This window comes from Candidatus Chlamydia corallus (assembly GCF_002817655.1).
Lineage (GTDB): Bacteria > Chlamydiota > Chlamydiia > Chlamydiales > Chlamydiaceae > Chlamydia > Chlamydia corallus.
Genome location: NZ_NWQK01000002.1, coordinates 49,665 through 75,419 on the forward strand (window position 1 = coordinate 49,665; position 25,755 = coordinate 75,419).

The window sequence follows — 25,755 nt, forward strand, 5'->3', positions numbered from 1 at the left end:
CAAAAAAAATAAGAATAAATTGCTCTTCATAACCGTAAGTTCTATTTGATTAGAAAATTATTTTTTAAGACTATACTCTTATTGTTATGTTGGCATAAAACTTTTTTTATTTCTCATAAATTCTCTTTTTTCTTAATATGTGCATCGAAAATAAGAAAAAGCCTTCCTTCCACCCTCAATTCATCTACAGTTAATACCTGTAGTTCATTTAAATAAAATTGTTGTTTCGTCTGGAGATATTATGGCACCCAAAAAGCCGAACAAAAAAAACGTTATACAAAAAAGACCTTCTGCTGAAAAACGCATTCTAACTGCACAAAAAAGAGAGTTAATCAATCACAGCTTCAAATCCAAAGTAAAAACAACAGTAAAAAAGTTTGAAGCATCTCTAAAACTGGATGACACTCAAGCTACTCTTAGCCACCTGCAATCTGTCTACAGTGTAGTAGATAAAGCTGTAAAGCGAGGCATCTTTAAAGATAATAAAGCTGCCCGTATTAAATCCAGAGCAACTTTAAAAGCTAACGTCAGAGGCTGATAGTAATTTTAAACAATCTAATTAGGTAGGTTATGGCAACATCACATCTTGGTAGACAAACACTTCTACACTTAAAGTCTTGGGTTCCTGGCGTGAGGACTTCTGGAAATCTATTCAGAAAGCAGACAACGTCTCTTTATGATAGCCTTTCACTCACTGGTGATGTTGTAGGAGCAATTAAAAATTCCGTAACAATTTCTAGATGCTTTTTAGGAACTAATCATCATGCACAACCTGCTTTGCAGAAAACTGAAAATTTTCTTTCTGCTACTGATGGAGTAAACACGGCAGTACAAGGAGTTATGTTGTGGGGTCAATTACTTAATGGTTCGATGATCTTTGAAACTACGGATACAGGAGAGTTCATACGTGAAAACGCGAATGATACTAACAATCCTCTCGCTCAAAAATTACGGCGCCGATCCGCTTTAACTATTACAGGAAAAGTTTCTCGTCTAGCAGCAAAGACTCTTGGAACAGCTACGTTCTTACACGATATGAGCGTGGTTTCCTTAGGTTCGCACGCTAACCGAGTCGGATGCCAAGTTAGTTCCTGCCTCAACCTGGCTGCCACAAGTTGCTCTTTAGTTGAGAATTCTATTGCACTTTACCAAGTGCTCAAGAATAAACCCGAAACAATGAGCGATCCTGAAAATCCAAGTCAGCCTTCTAGAGAGTTTTTAGAACGTTCCAAGAATTTAAGAAACTGTTTCATAGCTTGGTTGGGAGATATGGTTGATTTAGTTGGCGATATTCTTAGCACAGTTTGCTCATTTCTTCCTGCTATTCTTGGAATCCATGCTGTTCTAATTATGGCTATTATTGGATTGATTAGCTCTGTCATAAACTTTATTAAAGATTATGCTAAAATAGGATAGCTTTTAACTACATTGATACCAAGAAACCCTCTTAGAATATTCTTTGGGGGTTTTTTCTTGTTAAAACAAGTCTAGTCATTAGATTTTTTAATTATCTTATGTAGAGTATCAGGATCTCCCCAAACAGAAACTCTATGCCTGGCCCGGGTAATTGCAGTATAAAGAATTGACACTCCAAATACTTCACTTCCCTTGGGAATAATTACGATAACCTCATCATATTCACTACCCTGACTCTTGTGCACGGACATAACGTAATTATAAACGTATTGAGGAAGAGCCCTAGCATCTATAGGTTCGTGTTGAGGAAAATGTAATTTCTGAGTTTTTAAACATAGTAATCCTGTGTCCCCATTAAATAGTCCCCAAGTTTCATAGCGGCTTGTCACCATAATAGGAATAAGTAAATCAGGATAGTTTCTCGCTAATCTTTGATGTATGATTTTGTTTAAGTTGAGAACTCCCCAAGGACCATAACGCATAGGAGTCAGTACACACAAACTCCTTTCTGATTGACGTAACGACTCTACAAAACGATCTTTCAATACCTCTATAGCTGAGGATATAGATGAGAGAGGAGAAAAGGGAATCATCTCCCTACGCAACACAGCTTGAGTAAACTGATGAATTTCTCCAGTCTTTGCTCTATGCGACGTCTTCAGAAAAAACGTATTTTTAGGGAACTGTCCTATCAGATCTTGAAGAGGGTTTCCAACCCCAATTCCAATAGGAGGCAATTGATTAGTATCACCTAGAATAATTAAACTTGAGGTGTAGAGTGTTTGGTCTTTTTCATATCCCTCTAAGGTTTGTACCAAACTATATAAGAGGTCAAAAGTTACCATAGAACCTTCATCTACTAAAAGGATATCTATAGAACTATAGCGACGGTAGGCATATTCCTGTAGGAAATGGTGAACAGTCTGGATCACAACCATGTCCTCGAATATATTGTATTTCGTAAGAATCTGACGAATATGAGATGTAGCCTTTCCTGTAGGAGACACTATAGCAATACGTAGCTTAGGTTGCTGTTTTACTAAAGAAAGGATCAGTTGCGCAGCTAAAAAAGTTTTTCCTGTTCCTGGGCCCCCAGAAACTATAGAAAAACATCCTAGGGTTATTTTATTAAAAATAAAGTTCTGCTCTTCTGAAAGGATGTGCGAATCTATCGTGGGAGGAAAATACTTAGGAACTGCTGAAGAAAGCAAAGAAAGTTTTTCTAATAATTTACACCTTATAGTGTATAGAGAACGCAAATACAAACGTCCTGAAACAGTGACAAATAACTTGTCTCGAACTTCCTTAGGAAGGTTATTAAATCCCCGATACAAACTCGTTTCTGAAATCCTGCCCAAAGAAGGTCGAATGCGATTTTCATAAAGCAAAAGAAAAGGATGGCCATAGCGCCATAGCGCTGAAGAGATTGCGAGAAAAATAAAAGATTCTCCAGAGTCTGGTGAGACGTGCTTGCAAGCAAAAGCTATGTCTAAAGGAGATATCACCTGCTGATGCAATAAGTCTTCTAAAACAGGATCAAATTCAGTGCGCAATGCCACTTCTCTACTCTTATTTAGTTGCAGAGTCTAACATAACATGACTGCATCAAGATTCGAAAATCTTTTCCTAAATACTCAGATAAATAGTTCCCAAATAAAAACATAAAAAATTTACTAAGCAAGAAAAGCTCTCTATTCTCAGAATAAAGAGATAAGGAATTTATTAAGAGGAAGTCTTATCCCTAGATTGATGTTTTTGGCAAAATGTTAACGCCTTTTGTGTTTTATAGTCGTAGACACTGTCACTCGGTGAGAGCATAGACAAAAATTCTAAAGCTTCGTTGTAACACTTATTTTCCATCAGGCATAAGCCTGCTAAGCGATAGGCTTGAGGTGAGAGGGCAATCTTAGTCAACCAAAAACTATACAAATAGCATTTATTATATTCTTCATGAGCAAAGAGGTATTCAGCATCAGCCAAAAAGTTTGCTTTCTCAGCCTCACTAATCACTACAGATGGAATATTCGTTTCAGATATAAATTTTTCCAATTTTAAAAGACGTGAAATTGCGTGAGAAGATAATGCTTGCTTATATGCCTGTTTTACAAAGAGAAAAACGATACTTTCACATTCTATATCATAACTTGTAAACCTCAAAACAAGATGAAGCAGGTTTAATGCTTTTTCATCGTTTCCCCCTTGTTTCCAAAGATCTTTTGCACCATAAACCAAATGATGGACGAGCTGTTGGCGATCGATATCGTAAGATTGTATCGCTTCCCAAAGATCTAGGTAGTTCCGTAATTTAGTGTGCTGTTCGTCGTCTCCAGAAACTATATTTTGTAGGGTATCCGAAGAAAGAGCAAGCTTTTCACTAATTGAAATTGAAGGATCTAGAATATGAAGAAGAGCAACACACTGTTTAGCCTCTTCTGTTTCTATCTGGTGTACTTTGTTTGAAAGCAAGGCCTCAAAAGTGGTAATGATTTGCTGATGCAGTTCTTCGAGTCCAGAAAAAGAAACCAGAGCTTCACAAAACCTACTAGCTCCTTCCATACGCGTAGAAAAGTGATCTACTAACATCTGAACTACTAAAGAACTATTTGGGTGAACGTAATGTTTCTGCCAAATCTCTAGAAGCTGAATCAAAGGGTGCAATTTATCTTTAGGAAGGATAAAGACGTGTTCCATGATCAACGAGACTAATTCTTCCTCTGGAAGAAGTTCCGTATAAGGACATTGCTCCAAAATATAAATCTTTTTGAGATAGAAAAGTATCATCTCATAGTAATCAAAATAAATATCTTCTGACTGAGATTCTACTAGCTCTAAAAAATAACTCCGGCTCAGAAGAAGCGCAATACGATCATATGTCTTCGCATTCCATTCGCATTCGTGTTTTAATAACTTATTGATATTACGATTGAGAATCACCCGTCCTTCAGGGAACATTTTCTCTTCTATCAAAGAATGTGCGGAAATATAGTCTAAAAAAAAATCGGATAACAGCTGTTCGATACTTAAATTCAGTAAAGGAGCGGAAGCCCTTGTTTTCTCTTCTTGCCAGGATGCTAGTCGCTCGGTAACTTCACTAAAATCCTTTTGCTTATAGCATACCAAAGCTTTAAATAAATGATAGTAGGGGGAGTTCGGACAACGCTGGTTTAAAAGACAAAGAATTGTTTCCATTACATCTATTTTTTCTAAAAAAAAACTATTAATCAGTCGTCCGCCTAAAATTTCCTCCTTAAAAAGAAAGGGACCATCATCCTGTGCTTCGTCATAAACTTTAGAAAAAATCTTTTCTGCCTGAGAAAATTTTTGTTGCTTCTGTAATAAAAATCCCTGGAAGCAGAGAAGATGCAAATGCTGTTGTTGAGCTGGCAAATGATGTAATACAGAATCTGTGATCTCTTTTTCTCCTTCAATCCATACTGATTCCGATTTTTTATCCTTAGGTCCTGTAGAAAAATCATGGCAACAGAACAAATAGTATAACACGCCACCAGAAGAAAAACATGTGAGTAGAAAAACACCAAACAATATGCAACGAAACATTTACGTCCTGAGCGGCCTTCAAAGAAGTTAAAAAAGTATGTCTCTTCTAAATTATTAAATTTAAATTATATATACAATGTTGTGTTTATGCAAAACTATTTTTCAAAAAAGAAAAAATTAAAAAAATGTAAGCGACCTTTGAAAAATAACTGATTTTATATTACGTATTCGTTCATATAATCCAGTTTGTTTTCATATGCTCGATGATAAAAGAATATTATTTGTTACTGAAGATCTCAGTTTATCTTCACAATTACAAGACTTGGCCTCACAAAGATCTGATTACCAAATAATCATATCTCCTATGTTTCCGACATCTTTTGAAGCTGTCGCTATATTTTGTGAGTACCTGTTGCTACCTGAGGCAATTTTTTCTCCTGGTATATTTCCACAAGAGGACTTAATTGTTCTATTTGATACCTTTCAAGAAGAGACCATCACGAAAGTATTAGATCAAGGAGCTAGTGGTTATCTCCTTCGCCCGATTACGGCTAAAGTATTAGATGCCGTTATCAGAGCTTTTCTGCGCCAACATGAAGTTCTGGAGCATAGAGTTCCAGATACAATTACTTTTGGAGATTGTACATTTCGTGTCATGAATCTCATGATAGAGTCTCCAGAAGGAAAAGTTTACCTTACCCCTTCTGAATCGGGTATTCTTAAAAAACTCCTTTTAAATCGTGGACACCTATGTTTACGAAAAAATCTTTTAGCAGAGATTAAAGGAAATACTAAAGAAATTATTCCTCGCAATGTGGATGTTCACATTGCGTCTTTAAGAAAAAAATTAGGTCCGTACGGATCTAAAATTATAACTATTCGTGGTGTTGGTTATCTATTTTCAGATGATGATAACGCAACACCTTCAAACGAAGAGTAGGGTAGGTTCTTTATCTCTTGTAAGTAAATCTTCAGAATATGAAAATATTGAAGCAAATAGCTTGGGTACGCTATGACCTATCTTGCCTCATCTATATTTTCTCCTGAGGACTTCCTTTATCCAGAGATAATGTCCAATGCTCACTATACCTGGGATATCCTTTCTTTAATGGAAGCTATGCTAGAAAATCACGTGTTTTCTGGTGTTCATGGTACTATAGAATCTGGTGTGACCTTAAAAAATATAGAAAAAATTGAGATTGCTGAAGGTGCCTACGTAGAGTCTGGGGCTTATATTGTAGGACCATGCATTCTTGGCCCACAAACAGAAGTTCGTCACGGAGCGTATCTAAGAGGAAATGTCATTACAGGAAGTCGGTGTGTTGTGGGCCACTGTACCGAAATCAAGAATAGCTATTTAGGTCATCATACGAAAGCCGCACATTTTGCTTACGTTGGAGATTCTGTTTTAAGCGCAGAAGTCAATCTAGGTGCTGGAGTACGTTGTGCTAATTTCCGTCTAGATGGAAAGAATGTCTACGCTTGCTGTACTTCGGATAAATCAAAAAAAATAGATACAGGACTTCGCAAAGCTGGTGCTTTTTTAGGAAAAAATGTTGTCATAGGATGTAATGTTGTCATCAATCCAGGGCAACATATTCTCCCCTACACTAGAATACGTCCTGGGCAAGTCATTTAAAAAGAGGGCTTCATCATTGTGATACACGTTTTAGATACTTATCGACCTTCTATAGAAAAGGCTATAGAAGGGGCTCTGGAAGAATTTGGTCCTCAAGGACATCCCATTCGCTCTCCTGTAGAATATGCTTTACAAGGTGGTGGAAAGCGTTTGCGACCTTCATTAGTCTGCATGATAGCTCAAGGTTTAGGCTTAAATCATCACGTTATGGATTCTGCTTTAGCTGTAGAATTTGTCCACACATCAACTCTTATTGCCGATGATCTTCCTTGCATGGATAATGATGATGAGCGTAGAGGACGCCCTACAGTACATAAAGCTTTCGACGAAGCGACCGCTCTACTTGCATCTTATGCGCTGATTCCTGCTGCTTATTCTCACCTTCGCTTAAATGCAAAGAAATTAAAAGAGCAGGGTTGTGATCCTAGAGAGGTAGATATTGCTTATGATATTATCGGTGATATTACAGACAAAAACATTGGATTTTCTGGAGTCTTAGGAGGACAGTATGACGACATGTTCTTCTCAAACAAAGGTCAGGAACATGTACAATCTATTATGATCAAGAAAACAGGATCTCTATTTGAGATTGCGTGCGTTTCTGGTTGGTTATTTGGTGGTGGGGATCCAAAATTTACACCTCTAATTACAAGTTTTTCGAGTAATTTTGGTTTGCTTTTTCAAATGAAAGATGACTTTTTAGATCTGCAAAGAGATTCCCAACAAATTGGATTAAATTACGCTCTACTATTTGGAGAAAACGCTGCTTTAGAGTTACTAGAAAGATCTAAAAGTAATTGCTTAGAATTATTAGACCGTCTCAGTGCTGGAGGATTAAAGAACAATTCTGAATTCGAAATGATTATCTCTAGTTTAGGTTCTCTTTAAATCTCTAAGTGTACTTTTAAGATAATGTTTCAGAATCAAAAAGGGGATGAAGATGTTATCTTCACCCCCCGAGAAGGATCTGGATGAGAGGATTTGAACCTCCGCCCCCTTGCACCCCATGCAAGTGCGCTACCAGGCTGCGCTACACCCAGGAAAATTTATTCTTACAAACAAGTAATCCCCTCAAACTGGAATTCGCATTTTTGAAATTCAGCCACTCCAATTTGAGCACATTTTTCTATAATGACCTCCATAGAATCCTCTGAAGATAGATCCGCAGAGTCTATATCCACAGCTATAGAAGCTGTAAATGAGGCTCCTCCTTTGACACCTTTTACTTTGAAGTTCACAAAAATCCCTTCCTTGGTTTTGGAAATATTTTTAAACCTAACCAAGTTATTATATATAAGATCTTTCATTTTATGATCTCTTCATGAAAAAAGAACAAAAATACCAGTAGAGAATGTTCCTGTAAATGCAAAGATGATGTTTTTCTATCTTATATTTTCACAATATGTAGAATTACAGATTGAAAGACTTAGGTTGCTGCTTCTTTTCGCATTTCTTGATTTAACCGTCCCAAACTCTCTATGTCAGAATAATCTACAAATTTAAAAAACAATTCATACATAGGGTTCAACTTGATAACCTCTTTCACTAAACTTGTAGCTATAGCCCGGTAATTTTGATGACCCTGTGGCTGTGAGCGTAGCTCACAAAGCCATTGCAAAGCCCTTGCATTTATATGAAAAAACCAACGTATATTGTAAGCCATAGGAACTACATACTGAGCTTCTTCAGGAAATTCCTTAGCAATCTCATCATAGGTTTCATTGGCCCTCTCCATAGCTTCTCGATAAGATTTTTCCATAGGAGTATCTAGGAGCTCAACAGGGAAATTATATCCATGATGCGTAGAGAGTAACTGGCGTTCTTGAGTAAGCGTGCGATGTCTTTGTAGATCCCGGTAAGCTCCGAAATCAGCAAGTATATCAAAGCCAAATTCTACGCATTCTAAACCACGAGGAGACTTATGTCTGCGATTTTCTCTTGCAGAAACACTGCTTTCTAAAAGCTGTACAAAATCTTCATGAGGCATGCTTTTACAATAGCCTATAAGATCCGCGATAGGACGATCGGAATAAGGAAAAAGAAACCCTGCAGCTATTTTATAAATGCCATTAGGATCTCCGTATACCAACCGAACACCTGGTGAAGAAGATGTCTCTTCACTAAATGCCGCTTGTTCTGCGAGCCCCTTTAATTGCTCTTTTAAAGCTCTTCTATACTGCATTATTGCTTGACGATGGTGATGATGGGGCTCAGCTCGACTTACGAACGAAGGAATTACTTTCATAAGCTCTGTTAAAGATTGCTCTCCTAAACACCGAAGCTCTGAAAGATTGTGTCCCTGTAACTTGTGAATTAAATTTTGCCAGAACCTACCATTACCGAAAAATCCTAAGTTCGTCAAAGTTGCTGAAGGAAGAAGCCCTCGTATACAATCCAAAACCTTAGCCCGTAATGATGTAGCATATGCAGATGCTGGAGTTTTGGAATCTTTAGGATACAGTTTCTCAAAATATGCACGAACCTGAGGAATTAAAGCAGAATAGGTATCGAATAAAAAATCACAAGTACGCAAAAACATGTCTTTAAAGGCCGAGGTCATCAAAATAGGGTCTCGGTAATATAAATACTCCCCCCGCACCTTTTGATCAAAATAGACGTATCTTGTAGACTTTTCTAATGGGGATCCGCCGATTCGAGCATCTTCCAAAACTTTAGCAGCTAAAATAGAAACGTTTTCCATGGCTAGGTGAGCTCCGCCCAACTCTCCCACAGAATCATCTCCGAAATTATCTAGAACCCTCTGGTAAAAGTCTGCTGCCTTCTGTATATTTGTTTCGAAGTCATAGACTTCGTCACAAACTTCCCCTTCCTCTTCACCAAACAAAAATTCTTTTAACAGAAGTGCTCGCAACCCTAAAAGAGAACGAGAATATTTAGAAAATAGAGCTCCCTTAACTACTTCTGGAAGATTTTTTAAAGCAAATACATTGGATTCCAGGTCGGTAACAAAGTGTGATAGACACCGCTTCTGTTTACAAGTAAACTCTTCTTCTTTGCCCAACATGAAAACCTCAAAACTGAACTGTCATCTCCCAAAAAACTTCTAATATATTCGGGTAATATAAACTTGCTTAAGTGGGTTCCTGCTTTGATGATTGGTGTGCTATATCTCTACAGGAGAGTACGACGTACAACGTCGCTTATGACCCTAAGCATACTTTAGCCTATGGTTTTTGTAACCAAGTATCGGAGAAAAAGTTTCGTCACTAATTCCTAAAATTACGAGAGAAATTTTACATTTGTAAAACCTGTTTCATAAAAAAATGAACTAAAAAAAGACCCCCCTTCCCCCCAAATCTCAATCAGAAGAGCAGATTTTCTGTATAACTAACAAAAACCTTCACCTTTTAAAGATAATTTCTTTTGAAAAATCGATGTAGAAAAAGGGTTGATCTTGTGTTTATAAACATGCAAAATCCTCTCTTATCAACAAAATGAACAGTGTTTTGACAAGGTTTTAAACAATAAAACCACATAAAATTCCCTCAAAAAACAAAGTTATAAACAGTTTCCACACCCCCTAAAGAAGAAGAGTATTATATGTATAAATATACCAGTATATATTCAGAAGCTGTGGAAATTGTTGAAAGGATTTGAGAAATGAGCTCGTTAACCCTAAGTAGACGTCCCAGAAGAAATCGAAAAACAGCAGCTATCAGAGATTTATTAGCTGAAACTTACTTAAACCCACAAGATCTTATAGCTCCGTTCTTTGTGAAATGCGGCAAGAACATAAAAGAAGAGATATCAAGTCTTCCTGGAGTATTCCGATGGAGCTTAGATTTGCTGTTAAAAGAAATTGAACGCTTGTGTGACTATGGTTTAAGAGCTGTCATGCTATTTCCTATCATTCCTAGTGATCTTAAAGATGCTTATGGTTCGTATTCCTCAAATCCTAAAAACATCTTATGTCGTAGTATTCATGAAATAAAAAATGCATTTCCTCAATTGTGTTTGATTAGTGATATTGCTTTAGATCCTTATACTACACATGGTCATGATGGAATTTTCCTTAATGGAGAGGTTCTTAATGATGAGAGTGTTAGAATTTTTGGAAATATTGCAACCTTGCATGCTGAAATGGGAGCGGACATAGTAGCTCCTAGTGATATGATGGATGGAAGAATTGCCTATATTCGCTCTAAGTTAGATCAGTCGGGCTACTCAAGGACTTCTATAATGTCTTATAGTGTGAAGTACGCTTCTTCTTTATATTCTCCTTTTCGTGATGCCCTGAGTTCTCATGTAACTTCTGGAGATAAAAAACAATATCAGATGAACCCTAAGAACGTATTAGAAGCATTACTTGAATGTTCTTTGGATGAGCAAGAGGGTGCGGATGTGTTGATGGTTAAACCTGCAGGACTCTATCTTGATGTTATCTACCGAGTTCGCCAAAATACCTGTTTGCCTTTAGCTGGGTATCAGGTAAGTGGTGAATATGCTATGATTTTATCGGCATCTCAACAAGGATGGCTGAACAAAGAGAGTTTATTTTACGAGTCTTTGATAGGAATCAAGAGAGCAGGAGCGGATATGATCATTACCTACTCGGCTCCTTTTATTTTAGAATTACTTCATTCGGGATTTGAATTTTAGGTTCTTTGAAGAACAAAAAATCAATCCTAATGAGGTGTTAGGATTCCAGATTCTTTTGCATATTCTATTAAAGCGTCCTTGACTATGGTAAGCATTTCTGTCTTAGATGGATCTATAAGAGTTGGTAGAGCAAAATCTTCACCACAAACTTCTAAAAATCCTAGTTCATTAGCTAATTCAAAATTTTTGGTAATTACAGCTTTAATCAGAGGAACTACAGGAATTTTCATTGGCATTACTTTATCGTAAATATCCGTATCTATGATGGGACGCATTTCTCCATGAAGGTTGGTATCTGGATTGGTGTAAGTGCGCTTTTTTCTAAAAAATCCTGAGAGGTAGGTTTTTGTGAAGGTCGGTTTGTTAAACCCGATTCTTAAAAAGCTAAACAACTCACGTTTAGTTGGGTTATGTAAGACAGAGATCGAGTGGTCTCTCCATCCTAAAAAGGGTTCTTCTTCTTTTTTACACAGCCTTCCAGTTAAAGGGTCTCCACTGATTAATGTGTCGTTATCCGAGATATCTTCAAGTTTGATTAAACTAGAGAAGCTAGCTCCTTTGGTAGTAATCACGTAACGTCTTAAAGAACTTTTTAATGCGGTACCTGCAAGTGCTGTTACTTGCTGATGCAGTATTCGTCCTTTTAAGAAAAGATGGCCAATCGTAAGGACATCTTGAAATGACAAGGTGAATACCGCTTCTTTCTCATTGGTAATGGGGGCTACACTATGAATATGTATCGACGGCGATCCAGAGGGAAACGGGCCTGAAACGGTATGAAGACGAGCAATTGTGTTTAGCTCTTGAGTAGGGAGAGTTAAACGATCTCTGAAAACTATATGAGGACGGAGTCCAAAAAGTTTGGCTATAGCTCGAACTCCTACCACAAATACATAAAACCCTTCTTCTCTAGAGGAAAAGAGTGCAAGATGTTTTTCTGGGGTTGGAGTAAAGGGACGATTTTCTGCTAAATTGATGAAAATATCTCTAGGGGTTTGTGTGGGGATCGCGGGAATATCAAAGGGACGTTGTTTAATTAATGCGAACAAACCATTTTTTTTAAATACTTCAGAAAGCTCTGAACGTGAAAGAGTTTGGAGATCATAGGTATATTCTGTAGATGTAGGACCTGGGGTTTTCTTGATTATTACATCTAAAAGAGAACGTTTACTTCCACGTCGTATAGCAGTAACTATTCCCGAAACGTGAGAGGTAATGTATGTATTAGGGAAGTGCTTGTACTCTGCTATAGGAGATCCTGAAAGGATCTCATCTCCTTGATCTACTTTAAGTTTAAGAGGTAATGGACGGAATGGCCTTAAGTCTACGGCAACAAACTCTGGATCTATCTTGTTATAGAAACCAGATTCTTTGGGAGATCCTTGCAAGGATAAATCTAAACCCCGAGTGACTGTAATTTTCATAAAAATCTATGAGGGAAGTCCCTTGGATGCTCTCCTTGGGTGTTTCATATCAATCGCGATTATAAGTGATTTTATAGAGGAATCCAGTTTTTTTTCTTATTTTTTTTGGAAGTTGAAGATTTTTGTTTGACCGGTTTTGATTCTTTGCCAGAATGTAAATCGAGGGTAATTTCGTTTATTAAATTCTCTGTTTCTTTTCGATATTCATCGCAAGAAGAACGGACTTTTTCTAGAGCTAACCACTCTTCTGGAGAGAAGTTATCTGGATTATTTGCAAAGACTTCCATTTGTTCTTTAGACATTCCTGTTTGTGCTAAAATTTCTTGAGCTCTCTTGTCTAATTCTTGGATTTTTTCTTGAGTTTTTGCGATTAGGTATTCGTAATCTGCATCAGCATCGGAAGACAATGAAGATCCAAAAGATGAATCAAAGTCTATATTATAAATGGTTAAGATTTGTTTTATAGAATCTATTATTTTTTGTGCAGATTTACTATTCATAACAATCACCATCATTTTAATTTATTATAAAACAAGTTTGATTATTTTGTATTGTGATATTGCTCTTTTTCATACGTAAGAGTATATTTTCAGGTTAAAAACTGGAGACATCGTGGACTATTTAGAAAAGTTGCAAGTCTTAATAGAAGAAGGCCAATCTGCGAACTTTTTAAGCCTTTGGGAAGAATATTGTTTTAACGATGTAGTACGGGGGCCAGAGCTTATTGAAATTCTAGAAAAGGTAAAGTCTTCTTCTTTAGCATCTTTGTTTGGAAAGATTGTCGATACCGTACTTCCTCTTTGGGAGAAAATACCTGAGGGAAAAGACAAAGACCGTGTTCTTCAATTAATTTTAGATTTGCAAACATCTAATAGCCAGGTGTTTTTTGATATAGCTTCTGACTATGTTAATAAGAAATACGGTGGAGAGGAGAACTTTAATGAGGCTTTACGTGTTGTAGGGCTTCGTGATGGGCGTGATTTTCAGTTTAGTCTTAGTCGTTTTGATTTTTTGATGCATATGCACAAGGGGAATTTTGTCTTCCATCAAGGAGGTTGGGGTGTTGGCGAGGTTATGGGAGTCTCGTTTCTTCAACAAAAGGTGTTGATAGAATTTGAGGGGATTATGAGTGCCAAGGATATTTCTTTTGAAACGGCATTTAAAAGTTTAACTCCTTTGAATAGCGAACACTTCCTTTCACGACGGTTTGGAGATCCCGATGGGTTTGAGGCTTTTGCTAAAGAAAACCCTATTGAGGTTGTTGAAATTCTTCTTAGAGATCTTGGACCAAAGACTGCAAAAGAAATCAAAGATGAGTTGGTCGATCTTGTAATTCCTGAAGCAGATTGGAATCGATGGTGGCAATCAGCTAAAACTAAGATTAAAAAGGGTACTCAAATTGTATCACCAGACAACGCTAAAGAACCTTATGTTTTGTCTGATGCAGGGTGTTCTCATATAGGACAGTTGGAACGTAAGCTGGCACTCAGTCTTGATAATTCTGAGAAGATTTCTCTTATCTATCATTTTATTAGAGATTTGCATAGCGAATTGAAAAATATGGAGATTCGCAAGAGTCTGATCAAGGCGTTGCAAGATCTTGATATTGATGGTGAGAATAAGTCTTTAGCTTTACAGAGAGATCTTCTTCTTTCTGAAGATTTAGGGGTTAAGGATGCTATTATAGACAAGGAATACATAACTTCCTTATCAGAAGATGATATCAGTCGGCTTCTAGAAAAAATGCCCATTGTTGCTTTGCAAAAGTCGTTTCTATCTTTGGTGAGAAAGTATTCTTCCCTATGGCAAGAAGTTTTTATGCAGATTCTTCTTTATACCACCTCACCAACTATGAGGGATTTTGTATATAAAATTATTAAAAACGACCCCTCAAGCTTAGAAGTTGCAAAAAAAAGACTTTTGGATTGTGCTTATCAACCAATGATGTTTCCTGAGCTATTTGTCTGGTTTTTCTTGAAGCTTGGCAACCATGAGGATGGTCTTTTTGATCCTGAAGATAAGGAAGTTTTAAGGTTGTTTTTAGAGTCAGCTCTGAATTTTATGTATCAAGTGGCCTCTACACCTCATAAAGAATTAGGGAAAAAGTTACATCATTTCTTGGTAGGGCAAAGGTACCTTCCTGTGCGTGAGATGATAGAAAATGCACCCCTTTCTTTTTTAAAAGAGTTTCTACTGCTTTCTACCAAGTGCCCCCAGTTTTCTTCTGCCGATTTGAATGTTTTACAAAGTCTTGCTGAAGTTGTTCAACCAACACTCAAAAAGAATAAGCCCAGTGTTGAAGAAGAAAACATCTTATGGTCAACTTCTGAAAGTTTTTCAAGAATGAAAGCAAAACTGCAGTCTCTTGTTGGTAAAGAGATGGTTGATAATGCTAAAGAAATTGAAGATGCTCGTTCTTTAGGGGATTTGAGGGAAAATTCTGAGTACAAATTTGCTCTAGAAAAGAGGGCTCGTCTACAAGAAGAAATTCGCGTGCTATCTGAAGAAATTAATCGTGCTAGAATTCTTACGAAAGATCTTGTCTTTACAGATAAGGTTGGTGTTGGCTGTAGTGTTACTTTAAAGGGAGATCATGGAGAGGTTGTAGAATATACGATTTTGGGGCCTTGGGATGCTGATCCAGATAGCTGTATACTTTCTTTAAAATCAAAACTCGCGCAGAACATGCTAGGAAAGAAGTTGGATGAAGTGGTAGTCATTCAAGGAAAGGAGTATAAGATTTCTCGAATACGATCCATTTGGGAAGAACATGGAGCATAGCGGGGTCGAACCGCTGACCTCAACAATGCCATTGTTGCGCTCTACCAACTGAGCTAATACCCCAAAAGATACAAAAAAGTATCATGTTAGAGGGTTTAGAATCAATCTTTGTTATAATTAGGTGTAATCACATATGAGTTTTTTTAAGCACGTACCCACATTTTCTCCTGATGCTATTTTAGGTTTGCAGAACCTTTTCTTTAGGGATAAGCGTTCCGAGAAGGTCAATCTTGTGATTGGTGTTTATGAGCATCCACAAAAACGTTACGGCGGTCTATCTTGCATACGTAAAGCACAAACTGTGATTTTGGAAGGAGAACAAAACAAGAGTTATCTTCCTATTTCAGGATTGCCAATATTTTTAAATGAGATGCGTGAGCTGGTTTTTGGTGAGTTAGATCCAAGTACTGTAACTGGGTTTCAGTCTTTAGGGGGTACAGGAGCATTACACTTGGGTGCTAAGCTTCTTTCTATGGCAAAAGTATCAGGTAAGGTTTATGTTCCCGAGCAGACCTGGAGCAACCATATACGTATTTTCTCTCAAGAAGGCCTTGAGGTTATCCGATATCCTTATTATAGCAGAGAACAAAAGCAATTATTATTTGAACCTTTGATTTCATTTTTAAAGGAAGTAGAAAAGAATTCAATCATCTTATTGCATATTTGTTGTCACAACCCTACAGGTGTAGATTTCACTGAAGATATGTGGAGGGAACTCGCAAGCTTAATGAAAGAACGTGGTTTAATTCCCTTTTTTGATGCTGCGTATCAAGGATTTGCTCACGGCATAGATTTAGATAGAAGGCCTATAGAAATTTTTTTATCCGAGGGGAATACGGTTCTTGTAGCTGCTTCAGCAAGTAAAAACTTTGCTCTTTATGGTGAACGTGTCGGGTATTTTGCTATTTCTAGCACGTTTGTAGATGACTTGGTTAAAATTCGTAGTTGCTTGGAAGAAAAAATTCGAGGGGAATACTCTTCACCACAACGTTGGGGTGCAGAAATTGTATCTACAATTTTGAGTAATCCATATTTGAAGGAAGAATGGCAATCAGAACTCAATTTTATAAGAGAATCTTTGGGTAAAATGAGAACTAAGTTTGTTCAAGCTTTACGTAAGGTTGCAGGTCATACGTTTGACTTTTTGTTATCCCAACATGGATTTTTTGCTTACCTAGGGTTTAATGATAAACAGGTGATCTTTCTAAGAGAGGAAAAAGCTATTTATACAACAGCGGGAGGAAGGATCAATTTAAATGGAATTACAGAAAAGAATATTGATTATGTAGTTCAAAGTTTTATTGAAGCCTATGAGCTATCTTAGCCTACGCAATAAAAAAACAAAAATCTGCGTATATATTGTTATTGCTTTGGGGATTCTTTCTTATCGCAGCGTTCCTCAAGAAATTTATGATAAAATGAGAGGCAATTTTATTGCTTTACATGCCAAATTTTTTCCTAAAATTAAACTTGCTCCCTCTTCTGATCTTGCTAATTTAGAATTAGAGAACCTCCTTCTTAAGGAAAAGGTGGCTTCTTTCGAAGAAAGACTCAAACTTTATGAGGTCTCTAATCACATTCCTCCTTTATTTCCTGAGATCCTAACTCCTTATTTTCATAAGTTGGTGGAGGGAAAGGTTATCTATCGAGATCACACACATTGGTCTAGCTCTTGTTGGGTGAATGTAGGAAAAATTCATGGGATAAAAAAAAACTCTCCAGTGCTCTCTGGAAATGTTCTCGTAGGACTTGTTGACTATGTTGGAGAACATCAATCCCGGATACGATTAATCACAGATGTAGGAATGAAACCTTCTGTAATTGCTATGCGAGGGGAAATTCAGGCGTGGTGGATAAAACATAGCCTTAGAGAATTAGTTAGACAATTAGAAAAGCTTTCACATGCCTATATCCTTGAAAAGGATAAGTACGAGAAAATTGCACAACTACAAGAATTAGATGCTTCAATAGAAGGAGAGGGAGAAAACCAAGCGCTTCTGAGAGGCATACTTTCTGGATTTGGTGGGGCTTTATGGAAAGAAGGAGCTCTCTGTTTAGAAGGAGAAGGATTTTGCTTCAGTGAGGGAAAGACTCTATTACCAGGAGATATCTTAGTAACGACAGGATTAGATGGGGTATTTCCTCCTGGACTGCTTGTAGCTCAGATCACTAAAGTAAAACCTCCTCGTGACGGAGCATGCACCTTCAAGATAGAGGCACAGCCTTTAGAGCGAAATCTAATGAAGCTCACACAGCTCTTTATTTTACCTCCCCTAGAATTCAATCCTAATGACAGGCCTGATATTTTTGGATTACTTTGGGATTAAAGGCTGGTTTTTCGTTTAAAACAAAAAACCCATTTCCATGTCTGTCTATGCCACGGATAAAGATAATTCCAATTTCAACATCATCATTGATGTCAAATTGACTTAAAAATTTTTTTACTGCTTTGATATAAATCCTTCCTTGGTAATCTAATTTCTCTCGCTTTACATAGATAGCTAAACTACTTTCTGAGTAATCAGAACTTGTCTCTCCTAGAAATGATGTTTTCCAATCGATAATATAATATTTTCCTTCATGCTCAAAAAAGAAGTCTATTACCCCTTGCCAAAGCTCGTTATTTTCTAGAAATAAAAAAGAAGTCTCTCGAAATATCTTATTCGGTAGAACTTGAGATAGAGAAAATGTCTGCGATGAAAATGTTAAAGGAGAACAAAATGTCTTAGTGAGTAGTGTAAGAATTGTTTCTTCGAATCCTTCAAGATGCGTATGTTTGGTGAAACGCGCGATCGTAGACATTAAGTAATCTGTATCTTTTAATAGCGAAAGTTGAATAGATTCTAAAATTTTATGTATGAGGATTCCAGTTTTCTCTCCTGTGGGGAGTTGTTGTTTTGAAAGCGTGAGTTTAGGGTGCGGGAAAGATTGCGAGTCCTTGTAACTGTCCAACATGGATTTTGTAGAGGAAAAAGAAAAGATGGTTTTTGAAGGAATCTCTTTTAGAGAGAAGGTCTCCAAAGGTGGTAGATTAAACGTTGTTGTAGCCTGTCTATTTTCCGTAGGTAAAGAGTATGAGAATAAATCCGGATGTTCTTGATATAGGTGGATAGCTAAGTCATAAGCCGATGCGTGCTTGCCTTCTAATTTCACGTAATTTGTTAATGCCGAGATGCTCTGGAGGGAAGACGACTGCATGTTTATAGGTAGGTACAGTTGTTTTTTTGCTCGGGTGCAAGCAACGTACATTTCTCTTAGTAGTTCTGAAGAGCTTTTATTTTTTTTGCTTCTGTCAATTCCTGGGCAAAAAACTATATCATATTCAAGACCTTTAGAAGAATGAATGGTAGTGATTTTTAAAGTTTCCGAGTCCTCAGAATGGAAAGATATAGCGAGCTCCTCTTCCCATCGTCCTGTTTCAGAAAAATTTTTCAAGTGAAGAAGTTGATGGTAGGGATAAGAAGAAATTGTATCTAGATAACCACAAAGCTTCTCCATTTCCTGGAAAATAAGCCCCCCTTGAGAGGATCTTAACAATACTTTTCCTTGCGTAGTCATCAAATGATAAAATGTAGCTAGAAGTCCGTGGTTCGCGATATAGCTATGTAGTGATTGGAAATAGACAGTATAGTCTTCTTTCTTCATAGTGACTTCATCTAAAGAGAGCCCAAAAAACGAGGAGAGCAGTATTTTGCTGATTTTTTCGTAATTTTCTGGATGAAGAATTGCTTCTAATAAAGCCACAGTAAGTATGTAAGTTTCTGTAAGATGGAATATAGATTTATTTTTAGAAAAGGAAACAGGAATCGTTGCATAGGAAATTAACTCAAAAGCTTGCTTAGAATCAGAGACTAGGACCACCATATCTCCTAGGGGAATCTTTTGTTCTTTTTGTAGTCGCAGAGCCTCTGAAAATATCCATAAGGCTTGGTTTTTAATATTTTCATAAAAGAAGAAATGCACAGGAGCATGAGGGGAGTTTTCAAATTTCTCTATACTCTGAGGATTTAGCGAGTGGTATTCTATAGATGGATAGCCAGGGATTTCCAGGAAAGGAGAGATTTTTTTAAATATTTTGTTGATGGCTTCCATGAGTTTTGGTGTAGAACGGTAATTGTTGACGAGTTGCAGTTGGTTAGTTTCTGAAAACGAAGATTTGGCCTTAAGATAGGTAGGAAGATCGGCATTTCTCCACTCATAGATAGATTGCTTAGGGTCTCCAATAAGAAATACCGATCCTGCAAATTCTTCAGAAATAAATAGCTTGGAAAAGATGCTCCATTGTTGCTTATCCGTATCTTGAAATTCGTCAATTAATACGAGCTGATATTGTTCTCTTAGAGCATGAACTACAGGTTGGGCTTCAGATGAGGAGAACAGCTTCTCTAGAGCAAAGATACTTTCGTCAGGAGAAAGCCATGGGGTATAGTTTTGTTTGAGATAACATTGGATATCAAGTAACAAAGTATTAAAAATATTGTTTATGTTACAGAATTCTAGAGTACGCTCTATCCACGACATTTTTTCTAAAAGAGTAAAGGCATTACAGGGTTTATAACGTGCGAGGCGATGTTTGAAACTGAAAGTTTCTGCAACTTTAAAGAATGAAAACAAGGCGCTATGAGTCTCTGAGGTGTAGAGAAGATCTACAAAATGATGGAGATCATCAAGAATCGAAAAGGGCTGCTTTTTAAATCCTGAGGTGTGAGCAATCAGCTGATTTAGGAAGTCTTGTTTTGGAATTTCTAAAAGAGACTGGTATATTTGTTGATGCCAAAGGGAAAGCTGCTTGAGTCTTTCTAAACGTGAGGGAAGAGAGAATGAGACTCGTTGGGTATAGCTGGCAAGTAGCTTATCAATAAGAGAAGATGTATGTTTCGAGGTTACATTGTAGCGAACTGCTAATAGATGAAATTGTTCATGAAAAAGTACATTTTTCCAGAGGTCTTGTTTTAAATAATTATTGATGTGATGAAGAATTAACTGAGAATGGGTCAGAGCAGGGTTTTTATGAATAAGACGAGTCTTAGGAAAATATTGTTCTAGAATAAAGTTACAAAAGCCGTGAATAGTAAACAAAGACATTTGATCTAGAGTAGCAAGGGCATTGCGAACTTGCATGTAAATCTGCTTTACATTGCAGTTAGCATCTAGATATGTGGGTAGAGAAGCTGGATAAGAGTTTAAAGCTGCCTTTAATTCTCTTAGAATTTTAGAGAGAGTATTTTTAATGCGAACCTTAAGCTCGTTAGTAGCAGCATTCGTAAATGTGATGGCCAGGGCATGTTCTATATGGGTTAGAGAACCTTCAATCAAGGCTCGCAAAACAATCTGTTCTATAGTAAAAGTTTTTCCTGTGCCAGCAGAGGCTTCTAGAAAAAATTTTCCCTGAATTGAAGAATTACAATCAAAAATATTAAATGGTTTCACAAGGACCTTTGAAAAGGGATAGGATTTTTAAGCGTTCGGATGTACCCATGTTGCTTAAGATCTCCTGGATATTGCGGTTGTGAAATTGCCAGAAAATAGAAAGATTAGGATTCTTAGTCTCTTCATTTATAGCAGAAAACACTGCTTCATGAAATTTTTCATCATCATCTAAGGTTTTCCAACATAATGGAGAAAGTAATGGGATAGGTTGTGAAGACATCAGGTGATAGACCTCTAAAGCTCTAAGGAGATAGCTTTCGGGATCTGAAAAAGGAGGCGGGCAGTTTTCCTGAGTATTAAAAGACGTCAGTTTTATTAAAACGTCCTTAGAAGAGAGATGCCCAGACATTTGTAACGCTGCAAGTGCTAAATATCTTTCTAAGAGTTGCCTTTGTTCATAAGAGGTATCAGGCAGAATACGTGAAGTTTTCGTTGTTTTCTTTAGAAAAGCCCCTGGATCAATAGTACATAAATAGACCCCCTCATTGCACACCCCGTGAATAGTTCCATGGATCTGTACTAAATTTTCTTTGAAAGATAAAGAAAGAGGAGGGAGGAGGTACTTTTGACGATAAGGTCTCTCCTCAAAAATTGATGAAGAGAACGTGACTGTATAAGGTGCAAGTTTTGGATCTTTGTCTAATCTGTCATGCAACAGGTGCATTTTTTCTCTATAATAAGTAAAGAGCTCTTCGGAATGGGAGAAGATACTCGGGATCAAGTGATGCTCTTCGTCTAAAAAATGCTCCTTCCAAAAGTCTTCAATTTGATGTTTTGTTGGGAAGAGTTTGGGCTGTTTTTTAATGCGTTCGGGAGGAGAAATTCTGAGATTATAATTCGTTTTTAAAAAGAGGTCTAAAGGAGAAAAGATGCCTCTGATGATTTCGTTGAGAGATAGATGTTCAGGAAGATTCAGGGACTTTGCTGTTTGAGTAAACAATGAAGGAAACGGTGCTTTTTTAGAATAGAAAGCTTCAGCAAGAGAATGATTGTATGCTTGTGAAGCATGCAACTGAGTCTTATTTTTGAAGAAAGCGGAGAGGTAGGGCTGTGTTGCTAATGTTTCTGTAGGTAGATCTAAGGTTTCTTTGATGTGATTTAGAAATGAGCTGGGGAGATTGAAATGGGCTGCTGATGATATGTAACTAATATGAAGCTCATGTTTTGTAGAGACTAGAATTTGTAGGAAATGAAAATTTTCCTCGTCTTCTGTAGAAGAAAATGCGAGCTCTTCGTGAGTTGTTGCCTTATTTAAAAGATCAAAAACGTCTGATGATGTTGTCTTATTCGCTCCTAAAATAAATGTATAACCTTTGGGAATTAAGCTTAGGCTACTTAAACTCCCTATATAAGGCCCTGGTTTGTCATACAAGGGACTTGGTTTATGAAAGTGAAGCAAAAAATCCAAACAGAAATCAGTAAAGAAAAGAAGGGAACAGGAATATGTAGCAAATGTCGGGAAAAGAGAATTTCTTAGTGCTGTGATGAAAGACGTTTCTTCTGGAGATAACAAGAAAACTTTTTCTAAAAAAGAAAATAAAAGTTGAAAAAGATCTTCGTAGCTATGTTGGGAATTAGAAAGATAAAGATTTATATAGTCTTGAATGGAATAAATTAAAGGTAATGTCGTTTCCCAAACTTCTACTTGACTGACACGCCCACCCTCTTGATTAAAGGGATATTCTTCTAATATAAGATCACCTAAAGCTTTCGTTTGTTGACCCAAAGTTTGGTCTCTTGAAGAAATTTTTTCCCATTCTGAGGAAAGCTTTTTAATCAGATAGGGCACCTTATTTTGATCTATGGGTTGTTGTAGCTGTGGATGCGTAAGCAGCTGAAGAACGCAATGTAAATCTCCTTGTGTTTGTAAAATCGAGGAGAGTAGAAGAATTTTATTTCTGAGATCTTCAGATCGTGAATCCACTTCATCAGTAAAGTATATAGGCACGTGAGGATAGAAAATAGCATTTAAATGTACCTTGTAGCTCTCTATGTGAGAAGATAGAATAAAAATTTCCTCAGGTAAGACTCCACGATGCAAAAGTTCAGTAACCTTACAAAATACTTCTTGAACTTCTCTAGAAATATTCAGGGCTTTATAAATACAAATTGTTTGTTTTGTTTGAGAGATGTCTTGAGGGGAGATTGGTTTGAGGTCTAAAATAGAATTTTGTACTCGTCCTAAAGAAGAATCATTTTTCGAAGAAAGAAAGATTTCTTGATAGTCTATTTCCCTATCTAAGAAAAAATTTTGTGATGACTGAGATTTATGAGCTAAGTTTGCAAGCAGCACTTGTCTATCTGATAATACATAATGCTCCCAAGCATTTTTTATTGGAGAGTCGGGGAATTGATTCCAAAAGAAATCAATAGCTCTATCGGAAAGTAAGTCACCAAAATATTCTCGACAGGGGGAAAAACAATAGAAATAAACAGGGAAAAATGTACTCAAGTCAATAAAGAATTCCGCAAGATGCTTGGGAAGATGAGCATAACCGAAAATATGAAGGGAACAGTCCTCTTGTTGGGATCGATTATTTAAAATAGTCGAGAACATCTCCTCATATGAAGAAAAATGACTTTCCAAGCGTTGGAATAGCTCTTGGTAATGCCCAGCACTTTTCGTAGGGCGTTGTGAAAAAGTATGGAATTGTTTAAATGCAGTAGCAAGTTTTTTTGATCTTTCATAGGTTGGCTGAGATAAAAATTCACTACCATCTTGCAATCGAAAAGTCTTCTGGATCTCTTCTAAAGTATTATTTATTAATAGAGGAAGTGTAAGGTAGTCTGGAATGCGAGGTTGCGAGCAACCCCTACCCAAGAATAAGTGTTTGACAATGGAATCCGAAGCGGTGAAAATAGTCGATCCCATAAAAATGTGATCTGATAAGGCATACAAAAGTTGTTTTTTTATCCAGTGCCCTGTAGTAGCATTTGCAACAAGAATCCATCGTTTGGTAAAAGGTTTTTGATACGTGGACGTAATATCCTCCGCAAGCTGAGCTAGGAGGTGGGGGGGCGAGTTGCTAAAGCTTGCTCGGCAATGTTTGGTGGCATTCATGACTGTTTCGGTACAAAAAAAATCGTTTAGGGCACTAGTAACTACGCATTTCCTGACGATTATAAATGACAATTTATATAAATTTCTTTTAGCCTTTTTTTTGTTGGAAGGTAAAACTCTAACAGAGAACGCAAAGATTCTATCCTGTGTAAGTTTCTTTTTTGCCCTTCCCTTTCTTTTACTAGCCCCGTTAGCTGGAAGTTTAGCAGATCGCTTTCAGAAACGGAATATTATCTTAGCTACCCGATTCATCGAAATTATATGTACAGTTCTTGGAGCCTACTTTTTCTTTATCCAATCTGTAATTGGAGGGTATCTAGTTTTAATTTTAATGGCATGCCACACCACGATATTTGCACCAGCCAAGCTTGGAATTCTTCCCGAAATGCTTCCTTCAGAACAACTTTCTCAAGCAAATGGTATTATGACAGCAGCCACCTATACAGGAAGCATTTTGGGTTCTTGCCTTGCTCCTCTGGTCGTCGATATAACCCATCGTTTAGATATCAATAGCTACGTTTGGCCAACAGTACTTTGTGTTGTTGTCTCTATTATTAGTACCATCATTTCTTTCTATATCCGACCTAGCAATGTGAAAAATGTTAAACAGAAGATCACCTTTGCTAGTTTCAAAGATTTATGGAAAATTTTAAAAGACACTCGGATAATTCACTATCTGACTGTATCGATTTTTTTGGGATCTTTCTTCTTATTGATAGGTGCGTATACGCAGTTAGAGATTATTCCTTTTGTAGAGTTTACTTTAAAATATCCTAAACATTATGGCGCCTACCTTTTCCCTGTTGTTGCTTTGGGGGTAGGTATAGGGTCCTACATCACAGGAAAAATTTCAGGAAAAGATATTAAAATAGGCTATGTCCCTTTGGCAGCTATCGGCCTAGCTCTAGTATTTATGGGACTTTATGCTTTTGCTTGTTCCGTGATAGTAGTTTTATTTTTTTTACTTGCACTTGGATTTCTCGGGGGCGTGTATCAAGTGCCTCTCCATGCTTACGTGCAATATGCAAGCCCAGAACATAAGAGAGGGCAAATTTTAGCCGCCAATAACTTCTTAGATTTCTTTGGGGTGTTAGTCGCTGCAGGAGTTATTCGAGTTTTGGGAAGTAACTTAGGCTTATCTCCTGAAAAAAGTTTTTTTTATGTGGGCTGGTTTGTCTTAGTTGTTTCTATCTGGACATTATGGATATGGAGAGAGCATGTTTATCGTCTAGTATTAGGTGTGGTATTACGAAAACAACTAGGTCGCTATTTAAAAATTCATCAGTCTTCGATCCCAAAATGTTATTTTGTTTCCGTACAGAATTATAGGGAAATCCGACGTGTTTTAGCTATGCTAACTAAAACCATAAGAAGTAAGGTAATTGTTTTAGATCAAAAATTGGTTCCGGGATGGAGAACTTGGTTATTGTCTTGGTGTGTTCCTACAGTCGTCTCAGATGTAAAAGATAACGATTCTGAAGCCCAGTATGCTTGGTCTGTTCTACAGGCAAATCACCTAAAAACGTCTTTAGAGAAATTTCCTGATATCTGTGTTGTATGTTTGGGACTGCCAAATAATGTGGAGAAAATTACATCAATATTACAAGCACAGGGTATAGAACCGCATCTTATACAATTTTTACAGAAAGAAGAAAAAAAAAGAGTTGTTTATACTCTAGCTTTTCCCGATGCGGATAGCAATTCTTAGACTATTTTAGGAAAAAAAAGATCGGAGCTTAGCTGGGTAACTCTTCTCATAAAGTATTCTGCTCTTGTTTTTCCTTTTTAAATCTGTCTATACGCGAATTAAAATTTTGTATAAGATCGCTTCGTTTGTTTGTGTGACGAGATGTACTATTCCTAGCTAATGAGGTGAGGGGATTGTA

The 25,755-nt window shown here is 37.0% G+C and carries 18 protein-coding genes and 2 tRNA genes; 10 read left to right on the forward strand and 10 right to left on the reverse strand.

Annotated elements, in window-relative coordinates; all coding sequences use genetic code 11:
- The first annotated feature begins 241 nt into the window (after positions 1-241).
- Positions 242-538 (forward strand): 30S ribosomal protein S20, encoded by a 297-nt coding sequence (gene rpsT / locus CMV32_RS02605; protein WP_100934396.1) that lies wholly within the window; start codon positions 242-244, stop codon positions 536-538.
- Between the two features lie 32 nt (positions 539-570).
- Positions 571-1,416, forward strand: coding sequence for a hypothetical protein (locus tag CMV32_RS02610; protein ID WP_100934397.1), 846 nt, complete (start codon positions 571-573; stop codon positions 1,414-1,416).
- A 71-nt stretch (positions 1,417-1,487) separates the two neighbouring features.
- Here the strand turns inward: CMV32_RS02610 and recD are convergent, their stop codons facing one another.
- Both recD and CMV32_RS02620 read right to left on the reverse strand, forming a co-directional pair.
- Complete coding sequence (gene recD / locus CMV32_RS02615; protein WP_100934659.1) at positions 1,488-2,969, reverse strand: exodeoxyribonuclease V subunit alpha; 1,482 nt, start codon at positions 2,967-2,969, stop codon at positions 1,488-1,490.
- A 169-nt stretch (positions 2,970-3,138) separates the two neighbouring features.
- Positions 3,139-4,974, reverse strand: coding sequence for a DUF1347 family protein (locus CMV32_RS02620; protein ID WP_100934398.1), 1,836 nt, complete (start codon positions 4,972-4,974; stop codon positions 3,139-3,141).
- A gap of 196 nt (positions 4,975-5,170) precedes the next feature.
- On the opposite strand from CMV32_RS02620, the gene CMV32_RS02625 reads away from it, so the two are divergent.
- The 3 genes from CMV32_RS02625 (at position 5,171) to CMV32_RS02635 (ending at position 7,441) form a co-directional block, all read left to right on the forward strand.
- Positions 5,171-5,854, forward strand: coding sequence for a response regulator transcription factor (locus CMV32_RS02625; RefSeq protein WP_100934399.1), 684 nt, complete (start codon positions 5,171-5,173; stop codon positions 5,852-5,854).
- A gap of 72 nt (positions 5,855-5,926) precedes the next feature.
- Positions 5,927-6,553: an LbetaH domain-containing protein gene (locus tag CMV32_RS02630; RefSeq protein ID WP_100934400.1), complete on the forward strand. Its 627-nt coding sequence runs from the start codon at positions 5,927-5,929 to the stop codon at positions 6,551-6,553.
- Positions 6,554-6,574: 21 nt separating this feature from the next.
- The gene (locus CMV32_RS02635) at positions 6,575-7,441 is read left to right on the forward strand and encodes a polyprenyl synthetase family protein (RefSeq protein ID WP_420807400.1); all 867 of its coding nucleotides are present in this window, start codon (positions 6,575-6,577) and stop codon (positions 7,439-7,441) included.
- Between the two features lie 78 nt (positions 7,442-7,519).
- Here CMV32_RS02635 and CMV32_RS02640 read toward each other — a convergent pair.
- The 3 genes from CMV32_RS02640 to CMV32_RS02650 all read right to left on the reverse strand — a co-directional run bounded on the left by CMV32_RS02640 (position 7,520) and on the right by CMV32_RS02650 (position 9,578).
- Positions 7,520-7,593: transfer RNA gene (locus CMV32_RS02640), tRNA-Pro, on the reverse strand.
- A 12-nt stretch (positions 7,594-7,605) separates the two neighbouring features.
- Positions 7,606-7,860 (reverse strand): hypothetical protein, encoded by a 255-nt coding sequence (locus CMV32_RS02645; protein WP_011126217.1) that lies wholly within the window; start codon positions 7,858-7,860, stop codon positions 7,606-7,608.
- A 119-nt stretch (positions 7,861-7,979) separates the two neighbouring features.
- Positions 7,980-9,578, reverse strand: a complete 1,599-nt coding sequence (locus CMV32_RS02650) for an FAD-dependent thymidylate synthase (RefSeq protein WP_100934402.1) — start codon at positions 9,576-9,578, stop codon at positions 7,980-7,982.
- A 596-nt stretch (positions 9,579-10,174) separates the two neighbouring features.
- Here CMV32_RS02650 and hemB point away from each other — a divergent pair.
- Positions 10,175-11,173: a porphobilinogen synthase gene (gene hemB / locus CMV32_RS02660; protein WP_100934404.1), complete on the forward strand. Its 999-nt coding sequence runs from the start codon at positions 10,175-10,177 to the stop codon at positions 11,171-11,173.
- Positions 11,174-11,199: 26 nt separating this feature from the next.
- Here the strand turns inward: hemB and CMV32_RS02665 are convergent, their stop codons facing one another.
- Together CMV32_RS02665 and CMV32_RS02670 are read right to left on the reverse strand one after the other, a co-directional pair.
- Positions 11,200-12,597 carry a Na(+)-translocating NADH-quinone reductase subunit A gene (locus CMV32_RS02665; protein WP_100934405.1) on the reverse strand — a complete coding sequence of 466 codons (1,398 nt, stop codon included), beginning with the start codon at positions 12,595-12,597 and terminating at the stop codon, positions 11,200-11,202.
- Positions 12,598-12,668: 71 nt separating this feature from the next.
- On the reverse strand, positions 12,669-13,097 hold the full coding sequence (locus tag CMV32_RS02670; RefSeq protein ID WP_100934406.1) for a hypothetical protein: 429 nt from the start codon (positions 13,095-13,097) through the stop codon (positions 12,669-12,671).
- A gap of 112 nt (positions 13,098-13,209) precedes the next feature.
- Here CMV32_RS02670 and greA point away from each other — a divergent pair, with 112 nt between their 5' ends.
- Complete coding sequence (gene greA, locus CMV32_RS02675) at positions 13,210-15,378, forward strand: transcription elongation factor GreA (RefSeq protein ID WP_100934407.1); 2,169 nt, start codon at positions 13,210-13,212, stop codon at positions 15,376-15,378.
- On the opposite strand, the gene CMV32_RS02680 is transcribed toward greA, so the two are convergent.
- Positions 15,369-15,441: transfer RNA gene (locus CMV32_RS02680), tRNA-Ala, on the reverse strand. The two genes, greA and CMV32_RS02680, sit on opposite strands and share 10 nt — an antisense overlap.
- Before the next feature lie 70 nt (positions 15,442-15,511).
- Between CMV32_RS02680 and CMV32_RS02685 the strand changes: the two genes are divergently transcribed.
- Complete coding sequence (locus CMV32_RS02685) at positions 15,512-16,702, forward strand: amino acid aminotransferase (RefSeq protein WP_100934408.1); 1,191 nt, start codon at positions 15,512-15,514, stop codon at positions 16,700-16,702.
- Entirely contained in the window at positions 16,689-17,705 is a 1,017-nt protein-coding gene (locus CMV32_RS02690; RefSeq protein ID WP_100934409.1) for a rod shape-determining protein MreC, read from the forward strand. Before CMV32_RS02685 ends, CMV32_RS02690 begins: the two co-directional genes overlap by 14 nt.
- On the opposite strand, the gene recB is transcribed toward CMV32_RS02690, so the two are convergent.
- Positions 17,665-20,808 carry an exodeoxyribonuclease V subunit beta gene (gene recB / locus CMV32_RS02695; protein WP_100934410.1) on the reverse strand — a complete coding sequence of 1,048 codons (3,144 nt, stop codon included), beginning with the start codon at positions 20,806-20,808 and terminating at the stop codon, positions 17,665-17,667. The two genes, CMV32_RS02690 and recB, sit on opposite strands and share 41 nt — an antisense overlap.
- On the reverse strand, positions 20,795-23,869 hold the full coding sequence (locus tag CMV32_RS02700) for an exodeoxyribonuclease V subunit gamma (protein WP_100934411.1): 3,075 nt from the start codon (positions 23,867-23,869) through the stop codon (positions 20,795-20,797). Before CMV32_RS02700 ends, recB begins: the two co-directional genes overlap by 14 nt.
- Here CMV32_RS02700 and CMV32_RS02705 point away from each other — a divergent pair.
- Entirely contained in the window at positions 23,868-25,577 is a 1,710-nt protein-coding gene (locus CMV32_RS02705) for an MFS transporter (protein WP_100934412.1), read from the forward strand. The genes CMV32_RS02700 and CMV32_RS02705 overlap by 2 nt on opposite strands.
- The last annotated feature ends 178 nt before the right edge of the window (positions 25,578-25,755 follow it).